This window comes from Micromonospora sp. NPDC048169 (assembly GCF_040652815.1).
Lineage (GTDB): Bacteria > Actinomycetota > Actinomycetes > Mycobacteriales > Micromonosporaceae > Micromonospora.
On sequence record NZ_JBEZMS010000002.1, the window covers coordinates 306097 to 326298 of the forward strand.

Sequence of the window (20202 nt, forward strand, 5' to 3'; positions counted from 1 at the left end):
CTGCTGTTGCACGACCACTTCAGGTGCTGCGGCAGGTCCACGGCCCCTCGGTGGGCGCGCGAAGAATCTCCGGGCGATCGGGGCACGATGACCGGCTTGGCATACCCGGTCGGGCATGCGCCGTCCATCGTGCCCTCCTCGTCGTCGGATCCAGACTGACGACCCAGGCCTAGCCCGCGGTACGGGCCACGCCGACCGGGCAGGACATCCCGTTCGGCCCGTGGTTGCAGTAGCCGTTCGGGTTCTTCGTCGGCGCCAGGTACTGCTGGTGGTAGTCCTCGGCGAAGTAGTAGTCGCCGAGCGGGGCGATCTCGGTGGTGATCTCACCCTTGCCGGCCCGGGCCACGATCGGCGCGAACGCGTCCCGCGACGCCTTGGCGGCGGCCAGCTGCTCGTCGGTGGTGGTGTAGATCGCCGAGCGGTACTGGGTGCCCACGTCGTTGCCCTGGCGCATGCCCTGGGTCGGGTCGTGGTTCTCCCAGAAGACCTTCAGCAGGTCCTCGTAGGCGATCTTCGACGGGTCGTAGACCACCTGGACCACCTCGGCGTGCCCGGTCATGCCCGAGCAGACCTCCTCGTACGTCGGGTTGGTGGTGTACCCGCCCGCGTAACCGGCGGACGTGGTGACCACGCCGGGGAGGGTCCAGAACAGCCGCTCGGCGCCCCAGAAGCAGCCCATGCCGAAGACGGCGACCTGCGCGCCCTCGGGGAACGGGCCCTTGAGCGAGGCGGGCAGCACCTCGTGCCGGTCGGCGATCGGCATCGCGATCGGGCGGCCCGGCAGGGCCTGGTCAGGAGAGATCATCTCGGCCTTCATGCGGCGGAGGAACACGGTGGGACTCCTCTCTTGGCTTTCCCAGCGTGTGCAACAGCGCCGGCCCCCGGTTCCTTACCCGCCCACGCCGCCGTCAGGCCAGCGCCGCCGAGATCCGGCCGGCGAACGCCGTCGCCTCGGCGTCGTCGGCGTACCGGGTACGCGGCCAGAAGAACCCGCGCAGACCGTCGCCCCTGGTCCGGGGCACCACATGGGTGTGCAGGTGCGGTACGGACTGCGACACCCGGTTGTTCATCGCCACGAACGTCCCACCGGAGCCCAGACCGGCCTCCACCGCCACGGCGATCCGCCGCACCAGCCGGAAGTAGCCGGGCAGCGCGTCGCCCGGCAGGTCGGGCAGGGCGACCAGGTGGGGCCGGGGCACCACGAGCACGTGGCCCTTGAACACCGGCCGGGTGTCGAGGAACGCGACCCCGTCCGGCTCGTCGGTCACCCGGAAGGCCGGCACCTCGCCCGCCACGATCCCGCAGAACACGCACCCGCTCATCCGGGCAGGGTATGCCGTCCGGGCCCCGCGCGCGCCGTCCGCGGCCCTGCCGCGCTGACGGGTCGCCCCCACGGCGGCGAGCGATTGTGGTAACTATTCATGAGTCTGGATCAGCACGTTCGGGGGCGATGGTGCTGACGCGCGACGGGGACCGGTCCGGTCCCCGTCCGGGTGTGCTCGCCGACCGCCTCCGAGGACGGTCCGGCAGCCATCCGGCCGTGGCCACCGCCGCGGCCGACCTCGTGAAGGGAACACCCTTGCGCCTCGACAGACGCCTCGCGCCGGCCCTGGCCGCGCTCACCGGCATGCTGCTCGCCGCCGTACCCGGCGTGTCCGCCTCCGCCGCGGCCGCGCCCCGGGCCGTACCCCTGCCGATCGCCGACGCCGCCGACGTGGTCGCGGCCGGCGACCGGATCTTCGTCAGCGGCGGCCGGAACTCCACCGACGTGGTGGTGACCGCCGCGAACGGCGACCTGGTCAGCACCCTGTCCGGCCTGCCCGGCCCGACCGACCTCCAGCTCAGCGCGGACCGGCAGACGCTCTACGTGGCGTTGCCGTCGGCGAACGCGATCGCGGCGGTGAACACCGGCACCCTCACCGAGTTCGCCCGGTTCGACACCGGCGCGGCCGCCTGTCCCTCCTCGCTCGCGCTGACCGGCCGCTTCCTGTGGTTCGGTTACGGCTGCGGCGGGTGGGACGGCAACATCGGGCGGCTCGACCTGGGCCGCCAGCCGGCCGTCCTGACCACCGGCCTGGCCCGGGAGACCTACTACGGCGCGCCGCTGATGACCGCCCCCCAGCAGAACCGCACCGTGCTGCTTGTCGGCCAGCCGGGGGTCAGCCCGGCGTCGGTAGACGCCTACGCCATCGGCACCGGCGGCGCGCTCAGCTTCCTGCGGACGAACGACTTCATGGCAGTCGGCAGCAACCTGCGGGACATCGCCCTGAACCCGGCCGGCGACACGATCTACACCGCCTCCGGCGCCCCGTACGAGGTGCAGGCGTTCCCGCTCGCCGCCATCACCACCCCGACGGCGACGTTCCGGACCGGCGCCTACCCCAACGCGGTCGAGCTGACCCGGGACGGCACCCGGGTGGCCGGCGGCGCCGACGCCTCCTACGACCCGGACGTGTTCGTGTTCGGGCTGGACGGCACCGAGCAGGCCCGGTTCGAGCTGGGCGCGGACCTCGTACCCGGAGGGCTGGCCTGGTCTCCCAACGGCGCCCGGCTCTACGCGATCACCTCGGACTGGACCGGCGCCCGGCCGGCCACCCTGCACGTGCTGCCGGTACCTGCGGCCTGATCGTCCCGCGCCGCTCCCGCCACCGGGTGGGAGCGGCGCGGCACCCGCGACGGGGACATCGCGTACCGGGGGCGGACGCAGGGACTAGCCTTCCGGGCATGAGCCACGGCTTCGAGACACTCGCCATCCACGCCGGTCAGGACCCGGAGGCCCGCACCGGCGCGGTGATCCCGCCGATCTACCAGACCAGCACGTACGCCCAGGACGCCGTCGGCGCGCCCCGCGAGGGCTACGAATACAGCCGCTCCGGCAACCCCACCCGGGACGCGCTCCAGGAGTGCCTGGCCGCGCTGGAGGGTGGCCCGGTGGCGCTCGCCTTCGCCAGCGGCCTCGCCGCCGAGGACACGCTGCTGCGGACCGTCTGCAAGCCGGGCGACCACGTGGTGATCCCGGACGACGCGTACGGCGGCACCTACCGGCTGTTCGCCAAGGTGGCCGAGCGCTGGGGCCTGGCGTACACCCCGGCGAAGGTCTCCGACCCGGACGCCGTGCGGGCCGCGATCCGCCCGGGCGCCACCCGGATCGTGTGGGTGGAGACGCCGACGAACCCGCTGCTCGGCATCGCCGACCTCGCCGCGCTCGCCGCGGTGGCGCACGACGCGGGCGCGCTGCTGGTGGTCGACAACACGTTCGCCTCGCCGTACCTGCAGCAGCCGATCGCGTTCGGCGCGGACGTGGTGGTGCACTCCACCACCAAGTACGTCGGCGGGCACTCCGACGTGGTCGGCGGCGCGCTCGTCGCGGCGGACCGCGCGCTCGGCGAGGAGCTGCGCTACCACCAGAACGCGATGGGCGCGGTGAACGGCCCGTTCGACGCCTGGCTCACGCTGCGCGGCATCAAGACCCTCGGGGTACGGATGGACCGGCACTGCGACAACGCCGAGCGGATCGCGGCCTACCTGGACGGGCACGCCAAGGTCGCCCAGGTCATCTACCCGGGCCTGCCGTCGCACCCGGGCCACGAGGTGGCCGCCAAGCAGATGCGCCGCTTCGGCGGCATGATCTCGTTCCGCGCGGCGGGCGGCGAGGAGCACGCCGTCGAGATCTGCAACCGGGCCCGGCTGTTCGTGCTCGCCGAGTCGCTCGGCGGCGTCGAGTCCCTGATCGAGCACCCGGGCCGGATGACACACGCGAGTGCTGCGGGCTCGCCGCTTGAAGTTCCCGGCGATCTCGTGCGACTGTCTGTCGGCATCGAGACGGTCGACGACCTGCTCACCGATCTGGAGCAGGCCCTGGGCTGACCGCTGGCTGGGGAGGGTGGCAGTGCCGGAGATCTTGCCGACGACCTGGGTCGGGACGACCGCGAAACAGATCGCCCGGGCGGTCCGCCGTGGCGACGTCTCCGCCACCCAGGTCGTCGCCGACCACCTGGACCACGTCGACCGCGTCGACGGTGAGCTGGGCGCGTTCCGCACGGTACGCGGCGGCGAGGCGATCACCGAGGCGGAGAAGGTCGACGAGCAGGAGGAACTGGCGAACCTGCCGCTGGCCGGGGTGCCGGTGGCGGTCAAGGAGAACACGCCGGTGGCCGGCCTGCCCACCTGGAACGGGTCGGCCGCGATGCGTACCGAGGTGGCGGAGGCCGACCACGAGGTGGTCCGGCGGCTGCGCGGCGCGGGCGCGGTGATCCTCGGCGTGACCCGGATGCCGGAGCTGGGCCTGTGGGCTCTCACCGACGACGACACCGGAGTGACCCGCAACCCGTGGGACAAGGCGCGCACCCCCGGCGGCTCGTCCGGTGGCGCGGCAGCCGCGGTGGCCGCCGGGCTGGTGCCGATGGCCCACGGCAACGACGGCCTCGGTTCGATCCGCATCCCGGCGGCCTGCTGCGGCCTGGTCGGGCTCAAGCCCGGCCGGGGCGTGGTGCCCTGCCAGCTCGGCGCGGACGACTGGTTCGGCCTGACCGAGCACGGCATGCTCACCAGCACGGTCGCCGACGCGGTGGTCGGCTTCTCGGTGCTGGCCGGGCGCCGGCCGGACAAGCTGGTCCCGCCGGCCCGGCTGCGGGTGGGCGTCTCGCTGCGCTCGCCGGTACGCGGCATCTCGCCGGACGCGCCGAACCGGGACGCGGTCGCCGCCGCCGGCCGGCTGCTGGCCGCCGCCGGTCACGACACGGTGCCCGCCGACCCGGTCTACCCGACCCGGCTCGGTCTCCAGGGCATCGCCACCTGGTTCGCGGCCGCCGCCGCCGACGTGCGCGCCGCCGGGGTGGCGCCGCGCCAGCTCCAGCGGCGCAGCCGCCGGCACGTCACGCTCGGCGAGTGGGCGCAACGCCGGGGGTACGTGCGGGAGGCCGACCGGGCCGCCTGGCGCGAACGGTCGGTGAACTTCTTCGCGGACAACTCGATCGACCTGCTGCTCACCCCGGCGCTGGCCGGGCCGCCGCCGGAGGCCGCCGGGTGGTCCGGCCGCTCCTGGCTGGCGAACATGTCGACGAACATCAGGTACGCCCCGTACGCGGCGCCGTGGAACATCGCCGGGCTGCCCGCGATCGTGGTGCCGGTCGGCCGCCGCCCGGACGGCCTGCCGGTGGGCGTGCAGTTCGTCGGCCCGCCCGGCTCCGAACTGCTGCTGCTCGGCGTGGCCGGTCAGTTCGAGATGCAGGCGCCGTGGGCCCGGCACGCGCCCGGCTATCCCCGCGCCGGAACGGGGTCGCCGGCCACCGCGTGATCGTCTAACGTGTGCGCACCTCTGTCGCACACTCCACCTCGGACGGTCCCCGATGCACTGCCAGACCTGCGGGGACGCCACGTCCCCGGCCTATGAGGAGTGCCGGCGCTGCGGCACCCGCGTCGGTCAGCCCGCCGTCACCCCCGGCACGCCCACGTACGGCGTACGCGGTCTGGCCGTGGCCAGCGCGTTCGCGGTCGGCGCGGCCGCCCTGTTCTACCTGCTGGCGGCCCTGTCCCCGCTGGTGGGTGTGCGGATGGCCCGTTCGGCCGCCGAGCAGCTCGACCGGGACATGCTGCTCGGCGCGGTGCTGGCCGACGTGCTGTTCACCCTGCCCTACCTGCTCGCACTCCTGACCGCCGGCACGCTCGTGGTGATCTGGACCTGGCGGGCGCGCAAGAACCTGGACGCCTTCCCGGGCACCGCGCCGAATCTCAGCCCGGCGTGGGCGATCGCCGGCTGGCTGGTCCCGTTGGCAAACCTCGTCGTGCCGGCCCGGGTGCTCGCCGACCTGCTCCGCAACAGCGTCTGGCGGGGCCGCCAGTCGTGGCTGGTCGGGGTGTGGTGGGCGAGCTGGCTGGTGTTCCTGATCGGTGACCGGTTCGTCGCCCGGGCCCAGCAGCAGCGCTACGACCGGCTGACCGAGCTGCCCCGCAACGACGCGGAGTTCGGCATGTACGTGCGCTTCTACGAGGAGGCGCTCGTGCCCCGGCTGGTGCCGGCGGCGGCGTGCCTGGTCGCCGGCATCGCGTTCGTCGTGCTGATCCGCCGGATCTCGTCCGCCCAGCAGGACCGCCTCGCCCGGGCCGTGCCCGCGTGGCCGGGTCAGCCGGCGTGGCCCGGTCAGCCGGGCGGGCCGGGGCACCCCGACCGGGCCTCTTCCGTCGCGCCGGTGCCGCCCGCGCCGTCGGCCACGTCGGCGCAAATCCCACCGGGGCCGGGTGGCACGATCGGGGCATGACGGAACTGGTCGGCCTCGCCGACGTGCAGGCCGCGCGGGAACTGCTCGCCGGTGTCACCCGTACCACCCCGCTGGAGCCGTCCCGGCCGCTCAGCGCCGCGCTGGGCGGGCCGGTCTGGCTCAAGTGCGAGAACCTCCAGCGCGCCGGGTCGTACAAGGTGCGCGGCGCGTACGTGCGGATCTCCCGGCTCTCCGACCGGGAGCGGGCCCGCGGCGTGGTCGCGGCGAGCGCCGGCAACCACGCCCAGGGGGTGGCGCTCGCCGCCGGGCTGGTCGGCGCGCACGCCACCGTCTTCATGCCGGTCAACGCGCCGCTGCCGAAGGTGGCCGCCACGAAGGGGTACGGCGCGCAGGTCGAGCTGGTCGGCAACACGGTGGACGAGTCGCTGGTGGCGGCGCAGACGTTCGCCGAGCGGACCGGCGCGGTGTTCATCCACCCGTTCGACCACGCCGACGTGATCGCCGGGCAGGGCACCGTCGCGCTGGAGATCCTCGAACAGTGCCCGGACGTACGCACCATCGTGACCGGGGTGGGCGGCGGCGGGCTGGTCTCGGGCATGGCGGTGGCGGCGAAGGCGCTGCGTCCCGACGTACGCGTGATCGGGGTCCAGGCGGCGAGCGCCGCCGCCTTCCCGCCCTCGCTGCGGGCTGGTGAGCCGCTGCGGCTGCCCTCGTTCGCGACGATCGCCGACGGGATCGCCGTCGGCCGTCCGGGCGAGCTGACCTTCACCCACGTCCGCAAGCTCGTCGACGACGTGGTGACGGTCTCCGAGGAGGACATCTCCCGGGCGCTGCTGATGCTGCTGGAACGCGGCAAGCAGGTGGTGGAGCCGGCCGGCGCGGTGGGCGTGGCGGCGCTGCTGGCGGGCGCGGTGGAGGTGAGCGCCCCGGTCGTCGCTGTGCTCTCCGGCGGCAACATCGACCCGTTGCTCATGCTCCGGGTGATCGAGCACGGCCTGGCCGCGGCCGGCCGGTTCCTGCGGATCACCGTGCGTTGCACGGACCGGCCCGGCCAGCTCGCCTCCCTGCTCGGCGAGATCGCCGAGCACCGGGCCAACGTGGTGGACGTGGTGCACCAGCGCGCCAACCCGCACCTGCGCCTCGGTGAGGTGGAGGTGGCCCTGTCCGTGGAGACCCGCGGGGTGGAGCACTCTGACACGCTGATCAGCGCGCTGCGGGCCAGCGGCTACCAGGTGGTCTTCACCGGCGAGGGCTGAGCCACTCGGCGGAACGCGAACGCCCCGGCCGGATGATCCGGTCGGGGCGTTCGGGTGTGCGGCTCGGGTCCGAGGAGGGCCTGTCAGCCTCGGTCGGGTTCGGGACCCGAGCCATCCGGCGCGGGTCCGGAAGGTCAGCCGCTGTACGGCTCGAAGGAGACGATGGTCACCTTGATATCGGCGCCGCTGGGCGCGGTGTAGGTGCAGGTCTGCCCCGCCTTGCCGCCGAGGATGGCCTTGCCGAGCGCGGACTCGGGGCTGTAGACCGTGAGGTCGGTGGTGGAGGCGATCTCCCTGGAGCCGAGCAGGAAGGTCTCGCTGTCGTCGGCGTCGTCGTCGAAGTAGATCTTCACGACCATGCCCGGGGACACCGCGTCGGTGTCCGGAGCCTCACCGACCTTTGCGGTGCGCAGCAGCTCCTTGAGGTAGAGGATGCGGCCCTCGGCCTTGCCCTGCTCCTCGCGGGCGGCGTGGTAGCCACCGTTCTCCCGCAGGTCGCCCTCCTCGCGCCGGGCGTTGATCTCGGCGGCGATGACCGGCCGGTTGGCGATCAGCTCGTCGAGCTCGGCCTGCAGACGGTCGTAGGCGTCCTGGGACAGCCAGGTGGCGGGCGCCTTGTTTCCATTTGTGGACACAGGCGATCTCCTCGATTGGTGCGGACTGGCTGACAGGTGAACTTGCAAGGCTACCAGTGCGGTACGCGTCGAGGTGTGATCAATCACCCCGGGTGGCGGTGACGGGCCGGGGTGTGGCTGCCGGCGACTCGCCGGCGGTCCGGGTCAGCCGGCCGGCCGGCAGCGCAGGACCTCGCCGATGAACGGCCGGGCGCTCGTGGGCACCTCCTGCCGGGTCCGGATGTGGCGCTGGCCGGGGTCGGCGGTCACGGTGACCTCCGCGCTGCCCACCTGGGCCCCGTCGTGGGAGCGGGCCCGCAGCAGGCAGGTGGCCGAACCGCCCGGCGGTACGGTGACCCGGAAGTCGACAGCCACCCGGGAGTCGGTGATGTCGGAGTAGCTGATCATCTCGCCCTGGTACTCCGGGTCGCCGTACTGGTAGTAGAGCTTCGCCGCGCCCAGCCCGAGGACTGCCAGCAGGACCGTGACGGTCAGGGCGAGCAGGAGCGGACGGCGGCGTCCCGGCTCCCGGCGGCGGCCGTAGCGGCCCGGCGGGAAGGCCGGGGCCTCCGCGGCGACTGTGGCGTGCGTCTCGCTCACCGGCGGCTGTCTCCTGGCGTTGTTGTCGGCGGCATCGGCAAGAATGGCTAGGTCCATCTTCCCAGCCCGGCGCTGAGTCAAGGATGGCAGGTCGGCCTGGACCGGCGGGCGTGGCCCTGGCCACTCCGGTGGCGGCCCCCGACCGGCCGTCACGGGGGCTTTCGCGGGCGCGGGGGGAGATTCCGGCAGGTCAGCCGCCCGGCCCCGGGTCGGTCGGCGGGCACAGACGAGGAGCGCCGAAGGTGGCAGAGAAGCTGCGTCTCATGGCGGTGCACGCCCATCCCGACGACGAGTCGAGCAAGGGTGCGGCCACCATGGCGAAATACGTCGCCGAGGGGGTGGACGTCCTGGTCGTCACCGCCACCGGTGGCGAGCGGGGCAGTGTGCTCAACCCCAAGATGGACCGCCCCGACGTGTGGGCGAACATCGGCGACATCCGGCGGGCCGAGATGGACGCGGCGCGGGCCATCCTCGGCGTCGAGCAGGCGTGGCTCGGCTTCGTCGACTCCGGGCTGCCCGAGGGCGACCCGCTGCCGCCGCTGCCGGAGGGCTGCTTCGCGCTCCAGGACGTGGACGTCGCCGCCGCGCCGCTGGTGCGACTGATGCGGCAGTTCCGCCCGCACGTCGTCACCACGTACGACGAGGAGGGCGGTTACCCCCACCCGGACCACATCATGACCCACAAGGTCACCGTGGCGGCGTTCGACGCGGCCGGTGACCCGGACCGCCACCCCGAGCTGGGCGAGCCGTGGCAGCCGCTGAAGCTCTACTACGACGTGGGCTTCTCCCGCGCCAAGATCATGAGCCTGCACGAGGCGGTGCTCGCCGCCGGCCTCGAATCGCCGTACGGCGACTGGATGAAGCGCTGGGACGAGCGCCCCGACAAGGGCGCCCGGATCACCACCCGGGTCGAGTGCGCCGACTACTTCCCGGTCCGGGACGACGCGCTGCGCGCGCACGCCACCCAGATCGACCCGGACGGCTTCTGGTTCCAGGTGCCGATGGAGCTGCAGAAGCGCGCCTGGCCGACGGAGGACTTCCAACTCGCCAGGTCACTGGTCGACAGCCCGCTGCCCGAGTCCGACCTGTTCGCGGGCGTACGGGAGGCGTGCCGTGCCCACTGACCTGGCCGGGGTCTACCCTGGTGCTCAGCCGCACATCGGAGGAACACCATGCTGACCACCGTCGAGGTGCTCGCGCAGAACAACTTCGGTGACACCCGCACGGGTGGTCTGGCCGGTCCGATGGGCCTCTTCCTCATCGTCGCGCTGGCCACCGTCACCGTCCTGCTGATCCGCAACATGAACGCCCGGCTGCGCCGGCTGCCCGACCGCTTCCCGCAGCAGGGCGGCCCGGGCCGGGCCGATTCCGCAGTCGCCGATCCGACAGACGGGCTCGTCGAGCAGGATTCACCGACGAACGCGTCAAACGGCTCTCAGCAGCGCCGCAACAGCTGAACACCGCATGAATCACGTCGAAGCCGGTCGTCGCCCCCTGTTGCGACCACCGGCTTTGGCTTAGCCTTCCGCCGGGGGGACCGTCAGGCCACCGGACCCTGCGCGGAAGGGGCACGCCGATGTCGATGGCAACACCGGCCCCCGGCCATGCCCCGGCCCGACCCGTCGACGGGGCGGCCCCGTGACCACCGAGCCGGCCGACCGTTCCCCCGACCGGATCGGCCTGCGCGGGACACCGACGGGCGTGGTCCTGCTCACCGTCGCGGTCGCGCTGACCGGTCTGCTCGCCGCAGTGCTCGGCCTCACCGTCCCGGCGCACCTGCCGGCCGGCCACCCACTGCCGGGTCCGGCGCGGTTCGGCATCGCCGTCGCCGCGTTCGCGGTGGCCCAGCTCGCCCGGCTGCGCTTCCGTACCGCTTCGGGCATGGTGAGCATCACCTGGGGTGAGGCCGCACTGGTGGTCTGCCTCTGGCTGGTGCCGGCCGGCTGGCTCCCGGCCGCGGCCCTGCTCGGCGTGGGTGCCGCCTGGACCGTGATGTCGGTGCTCTCCGACCGCCGTCCCGCCCTGGAACTGGTGGGGATCGCCGGTTCGCTGACCGCCGCCACCGCGCTCGCCGCGGCGGTGGCCACCGCGCTCGGGGCGCCGCTGCTCGCCGCGCCCACCCCGGAGCTGGCGCTCACGCTCAGCGCCGCCGCGGTGACCTACCTGCTGACCACCGCCTTCCTGGGCGCCGTCGCGCTCGCCCTGCGGCACGGCATCGCGATCGGCCCGCCGCTGCTCGCCGCGCTGCGCGGCAAGCTGCTCATGTTCGTCGGCAACGTGGCGGTCGGCCTGGTGGTCGTCGCGCTGCTCGAACTCGACGCGCGCTGGCTGCTGCTCCTGCCGCCGCCGCTCTGGCTGCTCCAGCAGACCTACCGCCACCGGCTCCGGGCCGACCAGGAGCGGCGGACCTGGCGGGCGTTCGCCGAGGCCACCGCCGCACTCAACCAGCTCGACGAGCGTGGCGTGGCGACCGCCGCGGTGACCGGCGCGCTCACCCTGTTCGGCGCGGAACTGGTCGAGGTGGACGTGGCCCGGGGCGAGGGACGCTGGCGCCGCTACCGGGCCGACCGCGGCGGCCAGGTACGCGACCGGGAGGTGGAACCGTCGGCCGGCCTCGGCGTGGGGGAGCACGAACTGGTGCGGCGCCTCGCGGTGGGTTCGGCCGAGGTCGGCCGCCTGCGGGTGCGGTTCGCCCGGTCCGCCCCGCCGAGTGCCCGGGAACGCGACGGCGTGGCGGCATTCGGGGACGCCCTGGCCGCCGCGCTGCACGACGCCGCCACGCACCGCGAGCTGCGGCTGGTCACCGCCCGCTCGTCGTACGACGCGGTGCACGACCAGCTCACCGGCCTGCTCAACCGGTCGGCGTTGCTCGCGAAGGGCGACCAGGCGCTGCGGCAGCGCGCACACGACCACCCGGTGGCCCTGCTGCTGCTCGACGTGAACCAGTTCAAGGAGGTCAACGACACGCTGGGGCACTCGGCGGGCGACCAGTTGCTGCGGCTGACCTCCAACCGGCTCGCCGCGCTGACCCGGCCGGGTGACCTGCTCGGCCGCCTCGGCGGCGACGAGTTCGCCCTCCTGCTGACCTCGGTTCCGCTGGTCGAGGACCGGACGGCCCCGCTGGCGTACGCGCTGCGTCAGGCCCGGGAGGTCGCCGAGCGCCTCGCCGCACCGACCGAGGTGGCCGGGGTACGGATGTCCGTCGAGGTGGCGGTGGGTGTGGTGGTGGCCGACGCGGGCACCGCCGACCTGACCGAGCTGCTGCGGCGTGCCGACATCGCCATGTACCAGGCGAAGGAGGGCGGCGGCAGCGTCGCCGCGTACGACAGCTCGCGCGACGCGGCGAGCACCGACCACCTGGCCTTGCTGGCGGAGATGCGGGAGGCGCTGGCCGCCGACGACCAGCTGGTGCTGGCGTTGCAACCGGCGGTGGACCTGGCGACCGGCGCGCCGACCGGGGTGGAGGCGCTGATCCGGTGGCGGCATCCGCGCCGGGGCTGGCTCGGCCCGGCCGACTTCATCCGGCCGGTGGAGAACAGCGAGCAGCTCGGCAGCTTCACCCGGTACGTGCTGGACAAGGCGCTGGCGGTCGCCTCCGGGTGGGCGCGGGACGGGCTGGACGTGCCGATCTCGGTGAACCTGTCCGCGCGCAGCCTGCTCGACCCGCGGCTGCCCGTCGAGATCGAGGAGGCGCTGCTCCGCCACCAGGTGCCGCCGCACCGGCTGGTCCTGGAGATCACCGAGACGGTGGTGATGAGTGAGCTGGAGGTCATCGACGAGGTGCTGGCGACGCTGCGCGCCATGGGCGTGCAGCTCGCCGTGGACGACTTCGGCACCGGCTTCTCGTCGCTGACGTTCCTCACCCGGATCGCCGTGGACGAGTTGAAGGTGGACCGCTCGTTCGTGCTCCGGATGGCCGACTCACCGGAGGCGGCGGCGATCGTCCGGACCACCGTGGGCCTGGCCCACGAGCTGGGGCTGCGGGTGGTGGCCGAGGGCGTGGAGACCGCCGAGCAGCGCACCGCGCTGGCCGAGCTGGGCTGCACCGCCGCCCAGGGCTACCACTTCTTCAAGCCGATGCCGGCCGACAAGATCGGCGCGGTGCTCGGGTCGCTGCGGGACTCCGCCCGGGGCAACGTCTTCCCGCTGCGCGCCGACGGCGTCTCCTGACCCTGAGAGGGGTTAACAGCATGCGTACGCGAATACGCTTGCTGAATCGGACTTGGAGGCGGTAAGTTCTTACCTGTCCGGGGGCCGGTCGCTGGCAGCTTCCCCAGAAAGAGCCGTGCCCCGGGCGGCATGCAGAGCAGAGGCGGACCCGGGGCTTACCGGCCCAAGGTATCACACCGCCCTGCCCACACACCTCTCGGATGGAGCCGCAGTGATGCCTGCCGACCTGCCGGACTGGATCAGGCGCTCGTTCTCGGTAGCTCGGATGCGGCCGTATGTGGAGGCCGTGGCGGGAGACCACGATCAGGCAGTGGCTCTCTACTGGTGGAACATCGAGATTTCGGCGGCCTTCTACGGCCCCTTGCATTGCCTCGAGATCGCGCTGCGCAACGCGCTGCACCGACGCCTCGCCAGTCACTACGACAGGCCGGACTGGTGGGCCGTTGCGCCGCTGACCGAACACGGGTCGCGTCTTGTGCGTGAAGCGGCGGACAAGTGCCGGCGCCGATTCGGCCGTCGCGGCGTGCTGGCGCCGGGGGCAGACGACGTGGTCGCGGAGTTGAGCTTCGGATTCTGGGTGTCGCTACTCAGTAATCGGCCGGGGTCCCGGTACGACCGATTGCTCTGGGTGCCTGCCCTGAACCAAGCATTTCCCGGCTATTCCGGTTCCCGTGGACGCCTCCACGAATCTTTCGAGACCATGCGCCTACTGCGGAACCGCATAATGCACCACGAGCCGATCCACCATCGGGATCTCGCAGCTGACCATCGAAGGCTGTACCAGTTGTTGGCGGCAGTCGATGGATCCGTCGTCGAAGTGGTGCGGGCCATGGACCGGGTCCCGTCAGTCCTGTTGAGGCGCGATGACGTCCGGTCGTGCCGGACGCAGCCACGGTTCTGAGGACGCGCATGGGTCCGGCGCAGGCGCACTTGGTATCGCGATCCGAGATCGCGCGGCTCGCCGGTGTGGAGCGGCCTGCCGTGACGAACTGGCAGCGACGTCACCAGGACTTCCCGAAACCTCTCACCACCGCGGACGGGGAGATGTTCCGCAGGGACGAGGTGGTCGCCTGGCTAGCGTCAAGGCAGATTCCTACCAAGGGACTTCGAGCGGGCGAGACACCCGGAACGACATACGGTGACCGGTTGGTGGCGACGGCGGCGGGAAACGATTCCCGGCGAGCCTCGCCTGCTGTCGTCGGGTCAGACGGCCGGCGAGCGCTGAACGACGTCGTCTGGCGGCTCCACGACTTGTCCAGAACGACGGCTAGGGACGGCGACTATTGGCAGGTTCTGTTGGCGCTGATGTTCGTCCAGCGTTTTCGACCGGATGTTTGGCAGGTGTTCGCGGCTGAGTCCGATGTCGCGGACACGCCGGCGCGTCTCTCGTCGTCCTTCGAGATGTCCGGGCTGCCTGATGCCGCCCGAGCGGTGCGACACCTCACCACCGTGACGCCGACGGCCCAGCAGACCCTGGCAGGAGTGATTGGCATCCTCACAGAGTTCGCCGGTTCAGCGGCACCCTCCCGGGCCCTGCAGGACGACCATGTCGCGACGCTTTTCGACTACGCCTTCGACCGGTTGGCGGAGGAGGTCCGCTATGCCTTCGTCACGCCCAGGTCACTTGCTCGTCTGATCGGTGACCTAGTTGGTCCGGTCGCGGGCGGAGAACGATGCGTCGATCCGTTTTGTCGCGGCGGGGAGCTCTTGGTGGAACTGGCCCGGTCGGCGGGGAAGCCGCCTGTGGCACCGATCCAGATCGCCGGTACGCATCCCGATCCGCGGATGGTGGAACTCGCGCGGATGAACGTCGCCATGCACCGATTCGACGGGTCACCTTTGGAGCTGATCGAGCAGGGAGAGCCACGCGTGCGCGGCAGTGCCGACGTGGTGGTGACAAACCCTCCCTTCGGGGCTCTACCCAACGAAGCCGCCGCCAACGGCCCTTTCGGCTCGGCCCGGCGGAAGGAGACGGCCCTGCTCCAATCGGCCATCTCGTCGCTCACCGAGGACGGCCGAGGAGCCGTCGTCATGCCTCAACTGGCCGCCTTCGGCAAGGGCACAGCCGATCGAGAGATGCGACGGGCCTTGGTGGAAGCGGGGGCGGTGGCCGCAGTGGTGGCGCTACCGGCCGGCCTGTTCGCCGAGACCACCATCGGAGTGACGCTCTGGCTCATCCGGAGGCCGAGGGGAAGCGCCACCGATGTGCTGTTCATAGATGCTCGTACGGCCGGTGAGGCGGCATCCCGCGGCCGCAGGACACTTCGGCCCGAAGACATCAAGTCGATTGTCGATGAGTACCGGCGCTGGCGGTCTACCTCCCCGACGGGTGTTCCGTTCGAGCCTTCAGCCGGTATGAGCGCCGTGGTTTCCCCGGCATTGATCTCCACCCGGGACTACTCGCTACTGCCGTCGACCTACGTCGCGGCCGAGTCCTCTCAGACAGTCGGAGTCTCGTGGCACGACCTGACTGTCGTACGCGCGGAGTTGGCCCAGCTGGTCGATCGGGCGAAAGCCGTGGACTCCGAGGCGCACGAGATGCTGGAGGGGCTCGGTGGCGGATGAGTGAACACAGAGCCGTGCCGACGGGATGGCCTGAGGTGCGATTGGGTGACGTGGTCGATATCCGATCCGGGCCGTCGGGTGCGACGGTGGGGTCGGGAGACCGTCAAACCGAGGGGCACCCGATGATCATGCCCAAGGACCTCGTCGACGGCCGCGTACGCTCGGAAGGCTTAGCTCGCGTTCGGCACGACGTGGCGGCTCGCCTAACTCGTTACAGCGTTTTGCGCGGCGATGTCCTGGTCACGCGCACCGGTACCGTAGGTCGGATCGCCTGGGTGCCTGAGGAGTCCGAGGGCTGGTTGTTCTCGACGGGGCTCCTCCGGCTACGCCCACACCGGATCAACTCCCGATACCTCGTCTACTACCTGACTCTGCCCGAGATTCAGGACTGGTTCGAGCACAACCGCGCGGGTACCGCAATTCCTGCCCTCAATGCGTCCACCCTGGGCAGCATGCCCGTTCTCGTGCCGTCCACGGAACGTCAGGAGACGATCGTGCGCCACCTCGATCTGCTGAACGAGCAGGCGGAGGTGCACGCCCGAATCAGCCGAACCGCCGAGCGGGCGCGCGACGTCCTCGCGCAGCTTTTGATTCGGGGAGTCGAACCTCCTCCTGAGTAGGCGTGCGCGGTGGTGGCTGGCACATTGCCGGGGTGGCGTCGCACCGACGGTGGACTCGCTTGACGGTTAGGGTCGGGTGGTGAACCGACTCGCCCAGGCCACCTCGCCCTATCTGCTCCAGCACGCCGACAACCCGGTCGACTGGTGGCCGTGGTGCGACGAGGCGTTCGCCGAGGCGAAGCGGCGCGACGTGCCGGTGCTCATCTCGGTCGGCTACGCGGCCTGCCACTGGTGTCACGTCATGGCTCACGAGTCGTTCGAGAACGAGGCAGTGGCCCGGCTGATGAACGACGACTTCGTCTGCGTCAAGGTCGACCGCGAGGAGCGTCCCGACGTCGACGCGGTCTACATGACCGCCACGCAGGCGATGACCGGGCAGGGCGGCTGGCCGATGACGGTCTTCGCCACGCCGGACGGCACGCCGTTCTTCTGCGGCACGTACTTCCCCCGGGCGAACTTCATCCGCCTGCTCGGCTCGGTCGCCACCGCCTGGCGCGACCAGCGGGAGGCGGTGCTGCGGCAGGGCGCCGCCGTGGTCGAGGCGATCGGCGGCGCGCAGGCCGTCGGCGGCGTGACCGCCCCGCTCACCGCCGACCTGCTCGACGCCGCCGCGAGCCAGCTCGCCCGGGAGTACGACGAGACGAACGGCGGTTTCGGCGGGGCGCCGAAGTTCCCGCCGCACATGAACCTGCTCTTCCTGCTCCGGCATTACCAGCGCACCGGCTCGGCGCGCAGCCTGGAGATCGTCCGGCACACCTGTGAGGCGATGGCTCGCGGCGGCCTCAACGACCAGCTCGCCGGCGGCTTCGCCCGCTACTCGGTGGACGGCCACTGGACGGTGCCGCACTTCGAGAAGATGCTCTACGACAACGCGCTGCTGCTGCGCGTCTACACCCAGCTCTGGCGGCTCACCGGCGACCGGCTGGCCCGCCGGGTGGCCCGCGACACCGCCCGGTTCCTCGCCGACGAGCTGCATCGCGCGGGTGAGGGCTTCGCCTCCGCGCTGGACGCGGACACCGAGGGCGTCGAGGGGCTCACCTACGTCTGGACGCCCGACCAGCTCGCCGAGGTGCTGGGGGAGGCGGACGGCCGGTTCGCCGCCGACCTGTTCGAGGTCACTGCCGACGGCACGTTCGAGCACGGCACCAGCGTGCTGCGGCTGGCCCGGGACGTCGACGACGCCGACCCGGCGGTGCGGGCCCGCTGGCAGGACGTGGTGGGCCGGCTGCTGGCCGCCCGCGACACCCGCCCCCAGCCGGCCCGCGACGACAAGGTGGTGGCCGCCTGGAACGGGCTCGCGATCACCGCGATCGCGGAGTTCCAGCAGGTCGCCGCGCTTCTCGTGTCGCCCGACGACGAGGACGCGAACCTGATGGACGGCGTGCTGATCGTCTCCGACGGCGCGATGCGGGACGCCGCCGAGCACCTGGCCGCCGTGCACCTGGTGGACGGCCGGCTGCGCCGGGTCTCCCGGGACAGGGCCGTGGGTCAGCCCGCCGGGGTGCTGGAGGACTACGGCTGCGTCGCCGAGGCGTTCTGCGCGATGCACCAGCTGACCGGCGAGGGGCGGTGGCTGACGCTGGCCGGTGAGCTGCTCGACGTGGCGCTGGCCCGGTTCGCCGGCCCGGAGGGCGCCTTCTACGACACCGCAGACGACGCCGAGCGCCTGGTCACCCGGCCCGCCGACCCGACCGACAACGCGACCCCGTCGGGCCGCTCGGCGATCGTCGCGGCGCTCGTGGCGTACGCGGCGCTGGCCGGGGAGCCCCGCTACCGGGAGGCGGCCGAGAAGACGCTGACGACTGTCGCGCCGATCGTCGACCGGCACGCCCGGTTCACCGGGTACGCGGCCACCGTCGGCGAGGCGCTGCTGTCCGGGCCGTACGAGATCGCGGTGGCGACCGGCGACCCGGAGGGCGACCCGCTGGTGGCCGCCGCCCGGCGCCACGCCCCGCCCGGCGCGGTGGTGGTGGCCGGTGCCCCGGACCAGCCCGGGGTGCCGCTGCTGGCCGGGCGGCCGTTCGTCGGCGGGCAGCCCGCCGCGTACGTCTGCCGGGGTTTCGTCTGCCAGCGTCCGGTGACCAGCGTCGACGAGCTGATCGCGCAGCTCGGCTGAGCCGAGTGGGCCGGGCCGCCCTCGCGGTCCGGCCGGGCACCGGCCCTTATAGGCTGGCGGCGCTATGGACTCCCGTACCGGTCTCCCCGTCGTGGGCATGGTGGGTGGCGGCCAGCTCGCCCGGATGACCCACCAGGCCGCCATCGCTCTCGGCCAGTCGCTTCGCGTGCTGGCGCTCGCCCCGGACGACGGCGCCGCGCTGGTCGCCGCCGACGTCCAGTACGGCGACCACACCGACCTGGCCGCGCTGCGTACCTTCGCCAAGGGCTGCGACGTGGTCACCTTCGACCACGAGCACGTCCCCAACGAGCACATCCGCGCGCTGACCGACGAGGGTGTGAAGCTGTTCCCGCCGGCCGAGGCGCTGGTGCACGCGCAGGACAAGCGGGTGATGCGGGAGCGGCTCGGCGAGCTGGGCGCGCCGAACCCCTCCTGGCGCCCGGTGGAGTCCCCGGCCGACCTGGTCGCCTTCGGCGAGGAGGCCGGCTGGCCGGTGGTGCTCAAGGCCGCCCGGGGCGGCTACGACGGCCGCGGCGTCTGGATGGTCGACGACGCCGACCGGGCCGGCGAGCTGGCCGCCACGCTGCTCGCCGGAGGTACGCCGCTGCTGGTGGAGGAGCGGGTGGCGCTGCGCCGGGAGCTGGCCGTGCAGGTCGCGCGGTCGCCGTTCGGGCAGGTCGCCGCGTACCCGGTGGTGGAGACGGTGCAGCGTGACGGCATCTGCGTCGAGGTGCTGGCACCCGCGCCCGACCTGCCGGAGGAGCAGGCCGTTGCCGCGCAGCAGCTCGCCATCGACCTCGCGACCGCGCTCGGCGTGGTCGGCCTGCTCGCTGTGGAGCTGTTCGACACGCCGTCCGGGCTTGTCGTCAACGAGCTGGCGATGCGGCCGCACAACTCCGGGCACTGGACCATCGAGGGGGCCAGGACCTCGCAGTTCGAGCAGCACCTGCGGGCGGTGCTCGACTACCCGATGGGGGACACCTCGCTGACCGCGCCGGTCGTGGTGATGGCGAACGTGCTCGGCGGCGAGCCGGGCGGCATCTCCATCGACGAGCGGCTGCACCACCTGTTCGCCGCCGAGCCCGGGGCCAAGGTCCACCTCTACGGCAAGCAGGTCCGCCCGGGCCGCAAGATCGGGCACGTCACTGTGCTCGGCAACGACCTGGCCGAGGTACGGGCCCGGGCCGCGCGTGCCGCCCGCTGGCTCCAGGAGGGGCACTGATGAGCACCGTCGGGCTGATCATGGGCAGCGACTCGGACTGGCCGGTCATGCGGGCCGCCGCCGAGGCGCTCGACGAGTTCGGCGTGCCGTACGAGGTGGGTGTGGTCTCGGCGCACCGCACGCCGGTCAAGATGATCGAGTACGGCCGGTCCGCCGCCGATCGTGGGGTCCAGGTGATCATCGCGGGCGCGGGCGGAGCGGCCCACCTGCCCGGCATGGTCGCCTCGGTCACCCCGTTGCCGGTGATCGGCGTCCCGGTGCCGCTGAAGTACCTGGACGGCATGGACTCGCTGCTGTCCATCGTGCAGATGCCGGCCGGCGTGCCGGTCGCCACCGTGTCGATCGGCAACGCCCGCAACGCCGGCCTGCTCGCGGTACGCATCCTGGGTGCCTCCGATCCGGTGCTGCGCGAGAAGATGGCCGCCTACCAGGCGGGCCTGGAGGACCTGGTCGCCGAGAAGGAAGCCGCGCTGCGCGCCTCCCTGGCCTGACCGCTCGTCACTCAGCGTACTCAATCCGGATGGTCGCTCAGCGTGACCGGCCCAGCGGGCCGGAGTGGATGCCCTCCGCCTACTTTGCTCTGCAGCCATCGGCGCAGCGTGGCTCTGACCTGCGGCGCGGCGTTTCGCTGCAAATCGCTCGGCGGCCGCTCATGTCACTGCGAGTGGCCGCTGCTTCCGTGGGTGCAGAGCAAAGTCGGCGCAGGGTGCCATGCCGGCCGCAGCTAGCCGACACGGACTGTGATGGGCAGGCGCGTGGGTCGGGCGTGCTGCCGCGTGCCTGAGGGCCCGGCCGTCACGGCTGGGCTCAGCCGGTCATGG

Annotated in this window: 18 protein-coding genes; 14 read left to right on the top strand and 4 right to left on the bottom strand. The window is 72.4% G+C overall.

Features of this window, described 5'->3' with window-relative positions; genetic code table 11:
* Positions 1–169: 169 nt before the first annotated feature.
* Both msrA and AB0D28_RS03415 read right to left on the bottom strand, forming a co-directional pair.
* Positions 170–832 carry a peptide-methionine (S)-S-oxide reductase MsrA gene (gene msrA / locus AB0D28_RS03410; protein ID WP_357381723.1) on the bottom strand — a complete coding sequence of 221 codons (663 nt, stop codon included), beginning with the start codon at positions 830–832 and terminating at the stop codon, positions 170–172.
* 76 nt (positions 833–908) lie between these two features.
* Complete coding sequence (locus tag AB0D28_RS03415; protein WP_357381725.1) at positions 909–1322, bottom strand: HIT family protein; 414 nt, start codon at positions 1320–1322, stop codon at positions 909–911.
* Positions 1323–1579: 257 nt separating this feature from the next.
* Between AB0D28_RS03415 and AB0D28_RS03420 the strand changes: the two genes are divergently transcribed.
* The 5 genes from AB0D28_RS03420 (at position 1580) to ilvA (ending at position 7474) form a co-directional block, all read left to right on the top strand.
* Positions 1580–2626: a hypothetical protein gene (locus AB0D28_RS03420; protein WP_357381728.1), complete on the top strand. Its 1047-nt coding sequence runs from the start codon at positions 1580–1582 to the stop codon at positions 2624–2626.
* Between the two features lie 98 nt (positions 2627–2724).
* The gene (locus AB0D28_RS03425) at positions 2725–3867 is read left to right on the top strand and encodes a cystathionine gamma-synthase (protein ID WP_357381730.1); all 1143 of its coding nucleotides are present in this window, start codon (positions 2725–2727) and stop codon (positions 3865–3867) included.
* A gap of 16 nt (positions 3868–3883) precedes the next feature.
* Positions 3884–5296 carry an amidase gene (locus tag AB0D28_RS03430; protein ID WP_357381732.1) on the top strand — a complete coding sequence of 471 codons (1413 nt, stop codon included), beginning with the start codon at positions 3884–3886 and terminating at the stop codon, positions 5294–5296.
* 52 nt (positions 5297–5348) lie between these two features.
* Positions 5349–6257 (top strand): DUF4328 domain-containing protein, encoded by a 909-nt coding sequence (locus tag AB0D28_RS03435; RefSeq protein WP_357381735.1) that lies wholly within the window; start codon positions 5349–5351, stop codon positions 6255–6257.
* Entirely contained in the window at positions 6254–7474 is a 1221-nt protein-coding gene (gene ilvA, locus AB0D28_RS03440; protein ID WP_357381737.1) for a threonine ammonia-lyase, read from the top strand. The genes AB0D28_RS03435 and ilvA overlap by 4 nt, the downstream gene beginning before the upstream one ends.
* Before the next feature lie 134 nt (positions 7475–7608).
* Here ilvA and greA read toward each other — a convergent pair whose 3' ends face one another.
* On the bottom strand, positions 7609–8109 hold the full coding sequence (gene greA, locus AB0D28_RS03445) for a transcription elongation factor GreA (protein WP_357381739.1): 501 nt from the start codon (positions 8107–8109) through the stop codon (positions 7609–7611).
* Positions 8110–8253: 144 nt separating this feature from the next.
* Positions 8254–8688, bottom strand: a complete 435-nt coding sequence (locus AB0D28_RS03450) for a DUF4307 domain-containing protein (protein ID WP_357381741.1) — start codon at positions 8686–8688, stop codon at positions 8254–8256.
* 242 nt (positions 8689–8930) lie between these two features.
* Here AB0D28_RS03450 and mca point away from each other — a divergent pair, with 242 nt between their 5' ends.
* The 9 genes from mca to purE all read left to right on the top strand — a co-directional run bounded on the left by mca (position 8931) and on the right by purE (position 19872).
* Positions 8931–9812 (top strand): mycothiol conjugate amidase Mca, encoded by an 882-nt coding sequence (mca, locus tag AB0D28_RS03455; RefSeq protein ID WP_357381743.1) that lies wholly within the window; start codon positions 8931–8933, stop codon positions 9810–9812.
* A gap of 48 nt (positions 9813–9860) precedes the next feature.
* The gene (locus tag AB0D28_RS03460; protein WP_357381745.1) at positions 9861–10145 is read left to right on the top strand and encodes a hypothetical protein; all 285 of its coding nucleotides are present in this window, start codon (positions 9861–9863) and stop codon (positions 10143–10145) included.
* 217 nt (positions 10146–10362) lie between these two features.
* Entirely contained in the window at positions 10363–12858 is a 2496-nt protein-coding gene (locus tag AB0D28_RS03465; protein ID WP_357381813.1) for a bifunctional diguanylate cyclase/phosphodiesterase, read from the top strand.
* A gap of 214 nt (positions 12859–13072) precedes the next feature.
* Positions 13073–13759 (top strand): hypothetical protein, encoded by a 687-nt coding sequence (locus AB0D28_RS03470; protein ID WP_357381747.1) that lies wholly within the window; start codon positions 13073–13075, stop codon positions 13757–13759.
* Positions 13760–13767: 8 nt separating this feature from the next.
* The gene (locus AB0D28_RS03475; protein WP_357381749.1) at positions 13768–15423 is read left to right on the top strand and encodes an N-6 DNA methylase; all 1656 of its coding nucleotides are present in this window, start codon (positions 13768–13770) and stop codon (positions 15421–15423) included.
* The gene (locus tag AB0D28_RS03480; protein WP_357381752.1) at positions 15420–16043 is read left to right on the top strand and encodes a restriction endonuclease subunit S; all 624 of its coding nucleotides are present in this window, start codon (positions 15420–15422) and stop codon (positions 16041–16043) included. The genes AB0D28_RS03475 and AB0D28_RS03480 overlap by 4 nt, the downstream gene beginning before the upstream one ends.
* A gap of 79 nt (positions 16044–16122) precedes the next feature.
* Entirely contained in the window at positions 16123–18159 is a 2037-nt protein-coding gene (locus AB0D28_RS03485) for a thioredoxin domain-containing protein (RefSeq protein ID WP_357381754.1), read from the top strand.
* A gap of 64 nt (positions 18160–18223) precedes the next feature.
* Entirely contained in the window at positions 18224–19381 is a 1158-nt protein-coding gene (locus AB0D28_RS03490) for a 5-(carboxyamino)imidazole ribonucleotide synthase (protein ID WP_357381756.1), read from the top strand.
* On the top strand, positions 19381–19872 hold the full coding sequence (purE, locus tag AB0D28_RS03495; protein ID WP_357381758.1) for a 5-(carboxyamino)imidazole ribonucleotide mutase: 492 nt from the start codon (positions 19381–19383) through the stop codon (positions 19870–19872). The genes AB0D28_RS03490 and purE overlap by 1 nt, the downstream gene beginning before the upstream one ends.
* Positions 19873–20202 lie beyond the last annotated feature (330 nt).